Genomic DNA, 9,302 nt, shown 5'->3' with positions numbered 1-9,302 from the left:
CGCCCCTGGGCGAAGGCTTCGCCGAACCAACTGACGAGGACAAACTGGCCAAGGCGCCCCAATCCCCGTTCGGCAGCCCCGAGGGCGCCGACCGCTGGGCGGCCGGCAACATGGCCGATGTCTTGCTGGGCAAGGGCGATTACGGCGAAGCCATCAAGCATTTCCGCACCGACACATCGGCCACCATGCCCTATCTCGCCGCCGTGCACGACCAGATGCGCGACAAGGACCCGATGGCGGCGATGAAGTTCGCCACCCAGATGCGTGACGCCGGCCTGGCCATGGCCGATGCGGCCCCGGAACCGCCGGCCCCCACCTTGCCGCCGGTGACGCAGGCCCCGGTCACCAATCCGCCGGAGACCACCACGCCGGTCCCGACGCAGGAGCCGACGCCCGCTCCCACTCCGACCCAGGATCCAAAGGCGCCGCAGGCGCCTCAGGATACGCGGCAGGTGTCCTCAAATGAGGATAAAGATCAACGCGGTGCACCCACCATCGGCAAAATCTCGTCGCCGGTCCCCAACGCGACAGTCAGAAACGACGATTCAGGCGACGGCAGCTTTGGCGCATCGCGTGATGATGACAAGCGGAAGCACAAAGGCGTGGACCTTGAGGCCGAAGCGGGAACCCAGGTAACCAGTCCCATCAAGGGCAAAGTGGAGCATATTGGCCCCGCATATAAGGACCCCAATGCCTATGGTGGTGAGTACCAGGCCGTCCATATCCGTGGCGAAGACGGCCGCCTGTATACGATGCGGTACGTTACGCCGAATGGAGAAGACGGCGCCCCCATCATCAAGAAAGGGCAATCCGTGGAAGAGGGACAGTCCATCGGACGCGTACAGGACCGGGCCAGCAAGGATAGGATAGGAAAGATGAAGAACCACGTCCACCTTGAGATCAAGGGGAGTGATGGGAAGCACGTCGATCCGGAGAGGGAGGTGGGAGCCAAACGTAAGAACCGTTAGACCCCAGGAGGGAGGGGGAATCCTCCCTCCTAATCCGCAAAGTCCTCGTCATCGGCCGCCGAATTCCAGCTGACGACGATCCACTTACCATTTTTCTCAGAAACTAAAACGGTGTACCGCTCAAATGGGCTGCAAGTGCCATCCTTGAAACAAGAACTCGTCTGGAGAACGATGGACACCGTGCCCGGTTTGGCCCACTCAGCCCGGTCAACCCTTTGGTAGTCCTCTTTTGTAAGCACACGGGAAGCGACGAACTTGTACTTTTCGGCAATCGCCTTCCTCGGACCGAAAGGGCCAGCCCCCACAAGATCGCACATTGCCTCGTCATTCCTCAGCGAGCAGGCAAGGAAGGTTTCCGCGGCACAAAGGGGCGTGCGGGGAACGCCGATGCAGGTGCTCGTCGCTTCGGTCATGGTGATGACCCGCACGCCGCTGAACCCGTTCTCCGCAGCAAGGGCGGGCAGAGCCATGGCCAATACCGCGATTGTTGCTGGGCAGAAGGCCACCTTCTTCATAAGATTCCCTCGTCAGATCACCCTGCATCGCCGCATGCGGAGCAAGGGTTCTGATATTCCACGCTTTGGTTGCCGCCATCAACCGCTCTCATGACGGCTGGGCCAAGGCGCTGCCGCGCAATTCCGACCCGGCCCATACCGCCCGCGTGCTGAACCCCGGTCGCCAATCCGCCGGAACCATCCGCCCCCAAGCCGGAACGCCCGCCGGTGGACGGCCATGTCGCCACCAAAAGCATCGAAGAGATCGAAAAGGAGGCCAAGGCCAACAAAGGATACCTCAACACCCAGCAGGACCGTGACCGTGGGAACGGCCAGCAGTGCACTGCGATGGTCAAGCACGCCACGGCGCCAACGCCGCCCAGTTCGAAGGCGAGCTGGCCAACCTGGCGCCCTTGTCGCAAGACGGGCTGGTGGTGGTCGATGGCCGACGCATCACCGTCACCGACGAGGGCCGGACCCTGGTGCGCGCCGCGGCGGCCGTGTTCGACCGCTATCTGAAGAAGGGCGAACAGCGCCATTCCCGGGCGGTTTGAGCGGGGCTATTCGTCGCCGAAGCTGACCTTACGGGTTTCATCGACGACGAAGCCGCCTTGCATCTTCAAGAAGGCCTCGGCGGTCAGGATGGCGTCCAGCAGGGCGCCGTGATGTTGGAAGCGATCGGATCGGTCGATCCACAGCCGGTCGCACAGCACATCCAGCGACCCCGGCACGCCGGGAAAGAACGAGCGGGAAAGTTGCTGGGTGCAGATGAAGTCGTCCTCGCCGAAGATCACCTGATCGAAGCCGCAGCGCCCGACCCGGGCATATTCGAAATTCAGGAAGTCGATCTCGTTGGTGGCGCTATGGGCCAGCAAGACGTCCTGGCCGATGAAATCCTCGAACTCGTCCAGGATGTCGCCGAAGGTGGGCGCGCCCTTGAGGTCGGCGATATTGATGCCGTGCACCGCCACCGAGGCCTTGGCGATCGGACCATTCGGCTGGATGCGGCGCTGCCATTCCCGCCCGGGCCGCCAGCTGTCGCCGTCGCGGGTCAGTTCCAGGCAGCCGATCTCGATGACGATGCCGGGCAGCCGCATCCCCTTGGGCATCCGCTTGATCTCGGCGGCGGCGGGAATGCGAAAACCGGTGGTCTCGGCGTCGATGGCGACGATGCGCTCGACCTCGTCCAGGTCATCCAAAGTCAGCATGGCGCCCCTCTCTTGTGAAGCGCCGCCTTGTCAGCCCTGGCGCGATGCCACCATGAACAGGCGGCGGAACAAAAACAGCGTACGGCCATCGGCGCGGCGTGGATAGGCCAAGCCGATGCGCCGGGTGTATTCGCCCAGGAACTCGGCCCGGGCCTCGCCCTCCAGCGCGTCCAGAAGCGGCTTCAAGGCGGTGCCCATGGTCCACTTGACCACCGGGTCGTCACCGTCCAGCACGTGCAGATATTCGGTTTCCCAGATATCCACATGGGCGGCGTGCGGCGCCAGAAGGTCATAATAGAAATCGCCATCGCCGACGGGGAAGCGCCGGGCCAGCGGACGCAGCAGCGGCGCCCACGGGCCGGCCTCGACGGTTTCGGTCATCACCGCGTGCGACGCGGCATAATGGTTGTGCGGCATCTGCACCGCCAGCACGCCGCCGGGGGCGACCCGATCCATCAGTCGGGGAAACAGGCTGTGGTGATCGTCCAGCCATTGCAGGGCGGCGTTCGAGAACAAAAGGTCCAGCGGCGCCTCGGGCTGCCAGCTTGCCGCGTCGGACGCCACCCAGGTCACCGACGACGGTTCGGCGGCGGCGGCCCGCAACATTTCAGGCGAGGAATCGACGCCCCACACCCGGGCCTCGGGCCAGCGTTCGGCCAGCAACCGCGTGACGTTGCCGGTGCCGCAGCCCAGATCGGCGATGCGGGCCGGGCGATCAAGATCGACGCGCCCCAAAAGATCCAGCGCCGGGCGCAGGCGCGGCGCGGCGAAGGCGGAATAGAGTTTCGGGTCCCACGGCATGCTGAACGGCTCCCCCAACGCGAACAGGGTACCGCACGGCACTAACCGGTCAACCCAGGAAAATGCCGGGTCAGACCGGGATCGGGACCAAGGACCAATTGTGGATGGTCAGCCCGGCGGCCAGCCCCATCACCACGCCCAAAAGCACCAACGCCGCCGCCACCGCCAGCTTCCAGCCCCATCCCGGAGCCATGGCCAGCGGCAATCCGGCGGGAATCTCCTCGGTCCAGCCCGGAGCCGGCGGATCGCCCGGCTCGGGGACCGCCCGGCGGCCCTGGCCGCTTTGGGCGACCGCTCCGGCCCATTCGGCCAGCCGGTCGGCGCCGAAATCACGATCGGCGGAACCCGCGCCCTCGTCACCCTCGGCCAGCGCCGCCATGCGCGACACCCGGTTCAGCAGCAATTCGGCCAGGCGCAGATAGGCCCGGGCCGGCGGCGATTGCGGTGCCATCGTCACCACCGGCAGATCGCGCGCGGCGGCCTCGATCACCACCGGATCGCGCGGGATCAGCACCGGCACCACCCGGGCGCCGAACTCGGCGATGATGTCCTCGGTCAGACGGCCGGTCATCTCGCCGTCCTCGGTCATGGTCAGCAGGATGTAGACGGTGTGCAGGTCGTGGTTGAAGTGCCCGCGCACCCGGTTGACGTTCCACCACGCCTTGTGCAGGCCGTCCAGCGCGTGCGGGCTGGGCATCACCGGCATCACCACCGCGTCGGCGGCGACCAGCGCGTTGACCGAGACGATGCCCGGGGCCGGCGGACAATCGATCACCACGATCTCGACGTCACTGGGCAGCCGCTCGAAGGCGCGCTGGATAGCCAATTGGCAATCGTCCTGCAGGGCCAGCTCGATGTCGGCCCAGGCCAGCTCGTCCGAGCCGGCGACCAGGCGCAAATTCTCGTAAGGGGTCGGCTTCAGGCATTCCGAGCACGTCGCCCGGCCGGTGATCAGGTGATAGGCCCCGGTCGGCACCGGCGCCGTCACGCTCATGGAGGTGGTGGCGTTGCTTTGGCTGTCGAGATCGACCAGCACCACGCGGCGGCCCAAGGCCGCCAGGCACACCGCCAGATTGACGCTGGTGGTGGTCTTGCCGACACCGCCCTTCTGGTTGAAGACGGTAATGACGATCGGCTTGGCGGCGACTTGCCCGTCGGTCATGCGCAAAACCCCGGTTCGCAACAGATGGCAGGCAGAATATCCCCTGAACCAGCGGGCGACAATCTCAAGCTTGGTGCGATTTTCCCTGTTGGCGGACACAATTCTTAAATCTATACTCGCCGCCCATGGGCCAGCCGTACTTCGAAATCATCCGTCTGATCGAAAGACTGCACCGTCACTTCCTTGACGTGCTGCGGACCGAACTGCGCCGCAAGGGGATCGAGGACATCAACGCCGTCCAGGCCCTGCTGCTTTACAATATCGGCGAGAACGACGTGGTCATCCGCGACCTCAAGGACCGCGGCTACTACCAGGGCTCGAACGTGTCGTACAACATCAAGGGCCTGACCGAGTACGGCTACCTGACCCAGGAACGTTCCGCGCATGACCGCCGCTCGGTCCGCCTGAAGCTGACCGACAAGGGCCTGGAATTGTGCGCCACCGTGCGCACCCTGCAAAACGACCTGGCCAACGCCATGGGCACCGACGACGACACCAAGAAGTCGCTGGACGACACCGTCTCGACCATGCTGCGCCTGGAGCGTACTTGGTCCGACTTCATCCATTACGGCCGCATCCGGGTGTAAGCACCCCTTTGCAAGCGCGGGCTTTTTTGCCATAACCCCACTTCACCGTTCGCGCCGCTTTCGCCGCAGGGGTTTCCCATGTCCATCACCCGCTATTCCCGTCCGCAGATGTCCGCCATTTGGGACGCCGCCAACAAGTTCCGCATCTGGTATCAGATCGAGGCGCATGCCTGCGACGCCCTGGCCGAGATCGGCATCATCCCCAAGGAATCGGCGGCGGTGGTGTGGGCCAAGGGCGACCTGCCCTACACGCCCGAGCGCATCTCCCGCATCGATGCCATCGAGGCCGAGACCAAGCATGACGTCATCGCCTTCCTGACCGAGCTGGCCGAGCATATCGGCGCCGAATCGCGCTTCGTGCACCAGGGCATGACCTCGTCGGACGTTCTGGACACTTGCCTGAACGTGCAGTTGACCCAGGCCGCCGACATATTGCTGGAAGACCTGGACAAGCTGCTGGCCGCCCTCGAGCGTCGCTCGTTCGAGTTCAAGGATCTGGTGTGCATGGGCCGCAGCCACGGCATCCACGCCGAGCCGGTGACCATCGGCCTGAAGTTCGCCGGCTTCCACGCCGAGTTCCAGCGCGCCAAGACCCGCCTGATCGCCGCCCGGGCCGACATCGCCACCTGCGCCATCTCGGGCGCGGTCGGCACCTTCGCCAACATCGACCCCCGGGTCGAGGAACATGTCGCCGCCAAGCTGGGCCTGGCCCCCGAGCCGCTGTCGACCCAGGTCATCCCGCGCGACCGCCATGCCCAGTTCTTCGCCACCCTGGGCGTGATCGCCAGCTCGATCGAGCGCGTCGCCGTGGAAATCCGCCACATGCAGCGCACCGAAGTCCGCGAGGCCGAGGAATATTTCTCGCCCGGCCAGAAGGGCAGCTCGGCGATGCCGCACAAGCGCAACCCGGTCCTGACCGAGAACCTGACCGGCCTGGCCCGCATGGTCCGCGCCTATGCCATGCCGGCGATGGAGAACGTCGCCCTGTGGCACGAGCGCGACATCTCGCATTCCTCGGTCGAGCGCTATATCGGCCCCGACGCCACCATCACCCTGGATTTCGCCCTGGCGCGGCTGACCAACGTGGTCGACAAGCTGGTGGTCTATCCCGACGCGGTCGAGCGCAACCTGAACCAGCTGGGCGGCCTGGTGTTCTCGCAGCGCGTTCTGCTGGCCCTGACCCAGGCCGGCACCAGCCGCGAGGACGCCTATCGCCTGGTCCAGCGCAACGCCATGAAGGTGTGGGACGCCGCCGGCGAAGGCCAGGACACCACCGGCCAGTTCCTGGCCAACCTGAAGGGCGACGGGGACGTCACCCGCGCCTTAAGCGTCACCCAGATCGAGGAATTGTTCGACCTGGGCTATCACACCAAGCACGTCGACACCATCTTCCGCCGGGTGTTCGGCCGCGCCTGACGGACAGACATGATCGACCGGATCGACCACTTCGTCCTGACCGTCGCCGACATCGAGGTGACGTGCGATTTCTACGCCAGGGCATTGGGGTTCCAGGTGGTGACCTTCGGCCAGGGCCGCAAAGCCCTGGCCTTCGGCCGCCACAAGATCAACCTGCACCAGAAGGGCCGCGAGTTCGAGCCCAAGGCCCATTGCCCGACGCCGGGGTCGGCCGATTTCTGCCTGATCACCGAACGCCCATTGGACGAGGTGGCGGCGCGCCTGCACCGTGAAGGCATCGTCATCGAGGAAGGGCCGGTGGCCAGAACCGGGGCCACCGGCCCCATCACCTCGCTTTACTTCCGCGATCCCGACGGCAATCTGGTGGAAGTGGCGCGCTACTAGGGTCGCCCCGGCCTGACCGCCGCTATTGGGCGCCCCCGCCCTGCCCCGTATGGCAGTCCAGTTCCGCGCTCATCGCCACCTGGCCCTGATGGTCAAGCGCCCACAACAACGCTCCGCCCGGGCGCGGCGCCCCGCAGACGGTCAGCGGATGACTATCGAATAGCGGCCTCAATGCGCGGAAGCGAAAGCCGCTGACGACCGCGCCGGGATTTTCGCGCAAGAACAGATCGACCAGCAAGGTCGCGGTCAGCGGCCCATGGACCACCAGGCCGAGATAGTTCTCGACCTCACGGCAATAATCGCGGTCGTAATGGATGCGGTGGCCGTTGAAGGTCAGCGCCGAATAGCGAAATAGCAACACGATGTCGGGAACCACACGGCGCTGCCATTGCGCCGCCGACGGTGCCGCGGCCGGGGCCGGCGGCGCTTCTCCTTTCCTGGGCGCCTCGCGGTAGACGATGTCGTGGTGCTCCACCACAGCCAGTCCCTGCGGGCTCGACACGTCGTGACGAACGGTCACGAACACCATCTGGCCGCTGCGGCCCTGCTTTGGCACCACAGATTCGATGGTCGAGCGGCGGCTGATGGCTTCGCCGACCCGGATGGGATGGTGGAACGAGACTTTGCCGCCAGCCCACATCCGGCGCGGCAACTCGACCGGCGGCAGGAAGCCGCCCTTGTGCGGGTGGCCGTCATGGGCGATGTCGCGCTGGAGCGCACGGGGCAGGAAGTAAAGCCAGTGGCCCAGCGGCGGGACCTGTCCCGCCGGCCACGGGGGCACCTCGTGGTCCAGCGTGGCGGCCAGACCGACCAACGGCGCCGCCGTCACGACGTCGGCGACGGTCTCGGTTCGCCCAATCCAGGTGGCAAGATGCAGCGGATCCATGTCCGCCACTTTACCCCGGAATCAGATCCTGGATATAGCGCGGCAGCGCAAAGGCCGCCCGATGCAGGTCGGGGGTGTAATAGCGGGTCGTGACCGGCGCGGCAGCGAAGCGGGCGTGGATTTGGTCAAGACCCTCGGTGCGCGGCCGGGTGGAATGCGAGGCCCAGCCCAATGCCATGAAGCCACCGACATAGGTCGGCACGGCCGCGACATAGAAGCCGACATCGGCGAAATGCGGACGACGGCGGCGCCAGGTGTCGGTGATTTCCTCGCCCTGCAGGAAGGGCACGCCGTTCTGGTTGACGACGATGCCCTCCGCAGTCAGACAACGGGCGCAATCCTGGTAGAATTCCTCGGTGAACAGCACGCCGCCGGGACCGATCGGGTCGGTCGAATCGATGACGATCAGGTCGAACTTGCGGTCGGTCTCGGCCATGAATTTCAGTCCGTCGGCGATGACGATCTCGCAGCGGGGATCGTCAAAGGCGCCGGCCGACACCGTCGGCATATGGCGTCGGCAGAAATCGACCACGGCGGCATCGATTTCCACCAGGACTGCGTGTTCGACCGAGCGATGCTTCAGCACCTCGCGCAGCATGCCGCCGTCGCCGCCGCCGACCACGCACACCGAGCGCACCGCGCCATGGGCATAGATCGGCACATGGGCCAGCATCTCGTGATAGATGAATTCGTCGCCGGTGGTAACCTGGATGATGCCGTCCAGCGTCAGCACCCGGCCGAAGCCGGGCGTCTCGAACAGGGCGATGTCCTGCATGCCGCCCTGCGAGCGGTACAGTTCGCGGCTGATCAGGAAACTTTGGCTCCAATGGTCGTACAGGCTCTCGCGGAACCAGTCGCTCACGGGACCAAGCCCCGCTTGTTCTCGGCCAGGGTCACGGTGACAGGCGAAAAGGCCTCTTTCAGGATCGGGATGGCCTTGTAGGGGTCGCAGTCGCCGCACATGAAGATATCAAGCGCCGCATAGCCGCGCTCGGGCCAGGAATGGATCGAGATATGGCTTTCCGCCAGGACCAGCACGCCGGAAATGCCGCCATTGGGCTGGAAGTGGTGCAGATGGCAATGCAGGATGGTCGCCCCGCCTTCGATGGCCGAGCGGCGCAGCGCCTCTTCCACCAATTCGATGTCATCCAGACGCGACGCCCCCCACAGATCGATCAGCAGGTGGGTACCGGCGTATTTCACGCCGTTGCGCGAGACGTAATAATCCTTGCCATTGTCAGCCTCGGGCCAGACCGGGCGGTCTTCGTTGGCGACTTGCGTGGTGCCTTGGGTATTCCTCGGATCCAGGCCCGAGTTCATCCCCAGTTGGGCAAGAGCCTGAGCCATTGCTCCCCTCCAAACCAGTAGATGGACCAGAAGGGGCGGGTTATCCCCC

The 9,302-nt window shown here is 65.3% G+C and carries 12 protein-coding genes; 5 read left to right on the top strand and 7 right to left on the bottom strand.

What is annotated here, in order from left to right; all coding sequences use genetic code 11:
• The coding region (locus tag MTBLM5_RS16245) for a M23 family metallopeptidase (RefSeq protein ID WP_173977099.1) at positions 1-968 on the top strand (968 nt) is incomplete at its 5' end.
• 29 nt (positions 969-997) lie between these two features.
• On the opposite strand, the gene MTBLM5_RS16240 is transcribed toward MTBLM5_RS16245, so the two are convergent.
• Positions 998-1,483: a hypothetical protein gene (locus MTBLM5_RS16240; RefSeq protein ID WP_173977098.1), complete on the bottom strand. Its 486-nt coding sequence runs from the start codon at positions 1,481-1,483 to the stop codon at positions 998-1,000.
• A gap of 317 nt (positions 1,484-1,800) precedes the next feature.
• On the opposite strand from MTBLM5_RS16240, the gene MTBLM5_RS16235 reads away from it, so the two are divergent.
• The gene (locus MTBLM5_RS16235; protein WP_254431094.1) at positions 1,801-2,016 is read left to right on the top strand and encodes a hypothetical protein; all 216 of its coding nucleotides are present in this window, start codon (positions 1,801-1,803) and stop codon (positions 2,014-2,016) included.
• A gap of 6 nt (positions 2,017-2,022) precedes the next feature.
• Here MTBLM5_RS16235 and MTBLM5_RS16230 read toward each other — a convergent pair whose 3' ends face one another.
• From MTBLM5_RS16230 to MTBLM5_RS16220, 3 genes are all read right to left on the bottom strand, one after another.
• Positions 2,023-2,670 (bottom strand): exonuclease domain-containing protein, encoded by a 648-nt coding sequence (locus tag MTBLM5_RS16230; protein ID WP_173977097.1) that lies wholly within the window; start codon positions 2,668-2,670, stop codon positions 2,023-2,025.
• Positions 2,671-2,700: 30 nt separating this feature from the next.
• Positions 2,701-3,471 carry a methyltransferase domain-containing protein gene (locus MTBLM5_RS16225; protein WP_173977096.1) on the bottom strand — a complete coding sequence of 257 codons (771 nt, stop codon included), beginning with the start codon at positions 3,469-3,471 and terminating at the stop codon, positions 2,701-2,703.
• A 70-nt stretch (positions 3,472-3,541) separates the two neighbouring features.
• Positions 3,542-4,633 (bottom strand): ParA family protein, encoded by a 1,092-nt coding sequence (locus tag MTBLM5_RS16220; protein WP_173977095.1) that lies wholly within the window; start codon positions 4,631-4,633, stop codon positions 3,542-3,544.
• Between the two features lie 125 nt (positions 4,634-4,758).
• Here MTBLM5_RS16220 and MTBLM5_RS16215 point away from each other — a divergent pair, with 125 nt between their 5' ends.
• The 3 genes from MTBLM5_RS16215 (at position 4,759) to MTBLM5_RS16205 (ending at position 7,020) form a co-directional block, all read left to right on the top strand.
• Complete coding sequence (locus tag MTBLM5_RS16215; protein WP_068496496.1) at positions 4,759-5,220, top strand: MarR family winged helix-turn-helix transcriptional regulator; 462 nt, start codon at positions 4,759-4,761, stop codon at positions 5,218-5,220.
• Between the two features lie 78 nt (positions 5,221-5,298).
• Complete coding sequence (gene purB / locus MTBLM5_RS16210; protein ID WP_173977094.1) at positions 5,299-6,636, top strand: adenylosuccinate lyase; 1,338 nt, start codon at positions 5,299-5,301, stop codon at positions 6,634-6,636.
• Between the two features lie 9 nt (positions 6,637-6,645).
• Positions 6,646-7,020: a VOC family protein gene (locus MTBLM5_RS16205; protein WP_173977093.1), complete on the top strand. Its 375-nt coding sequence runs from the start codon at positions 6,646-6,648 to the stop codon at positions 7,018-7,020.
• Between the two features lie 22 nt (positions 7,021-7,042).
• Here MTBLM5_RS16205 and MTBLM5_RS16200 read toward each other — a convergent pair whose 3' ends face one another.
• From MTBLM5_RS16200 to speD, 3 genes are read right to left on the bottom strand one after another with little or no spacing between them, the layout of a single operon-like run.
• Positions 7,043-7,906, bottom strand: a complete 864-nt coding sequence (locus MTBLM5_RS16200; RefSeq protein WP_173977092.1) for a MaoC family dehydratase N-terminal domain-containing protein — start codon at positions 7,904-7,906, stop codon at positions 7,043-7,045.
• Between the two features lie 10 nt (positions 7,907-7,916).
• Complete coding sequence (gene speE, locus MTBLM5_RS16195; RefSeq protein ID WP_173977091.1) at positions 7,917-8,768, bottom strand: polyamine aminopropyltransferase; 852 nt, start codon at positions 8,766-8,768, stop codon at positions 7,917-7,919.
• Complete coding sequence (speD, locus tag MTBLM5_RS16190; protein WP_173977090.1) at positions 8,765-9,253, bottom strand: adenosylmethionine decarboxylase; 489 nt, start codon at positions 9,251-9,253, stop codon at positions 8,765-8,767. Before speD ends, speE begins: the two co-directional genes overlap by 4 nt.
• Positions 9,254-9,302: the final 49 nt, after the last annotated feature.

It is taken from the genome of Magnetospirillum sp. LM-5 (assembly GCF_902729445.1).
Taxonomy (GTDB): domain Bacteria; phylum Pseudomonadota; class Alphaproteobacteria; order Rhodospirillales; family Magnetospirillaceae; genus Magnetospirillum.
The sequence above is the reverse complement of the archived record's forward strand: the minus strand, read 5'-3'. Positions and strand labels throughout refer to the sequence as shown.

Coding starts and splice junctions, on each gene's coding strand:
- MTBLM5_RS16240 (WP_173977098.1), bottom strand. CDS start 1,483: ATGAAGAAGGTGGCCTTCTGCCCAGCAACAATCGCGGTATTGGCCATG.
- MTBLM5_RS16230 (WP_173977097.1), bottom strand. CDS start 2,670: ATGCTGACTTTGGATGACCTGGACGAGGTCGAGCGCATCGTCGCCATC.
- MTBLM5_RS16225 (WP_173977096.1), bottom strand. CDS start 3,471: ATGCCGTGGGACCCGAAACTCTATTCCGCCTTCGCCGCGCCGCGCCTG.
- MTBLM5_RS16220 (WP_173977095.1), bottom strand. CDS start 4,633: ATGACCGACGGGCAAGTCGCCGCCAAGCCGATCGTCATTACCGTCTTC.
- MTBLM5_RS16215 (WP_068496496.1), top strand. CDS start 4,759: ATGGGCCAGCCGTACTTCGAAATCATCCGTCTGATCGAAAGACTGCAC.
- purB (WP_173977094.1), top strand. CDS start 5,299: ATGTCCATCACCCGCTATTCCCGTCCGCAGATGTCCGCCATTTGGGAC.
- MTBLM5_RS16205 (WP_173977093.1), top strand. CDS start 6,646: ATGATCGACCGGATCGACCACTTCGTCCTGACCGTCGCCGACATCGAG.
- MTBLM5_RS16200 (WP_173977092.1), bottom strand. CDS start 7,906: ATGGATCCGCTGCATCTTGCCACCTGGATTGGGCGAACCGAGACCGTC.
- speD (WP_173977090.1), bottom strand. CDS start 9,253: ATGGCTCAGGCTCTTGCCCAACTGGGGATGAACTCGGGCCTGGATCCG.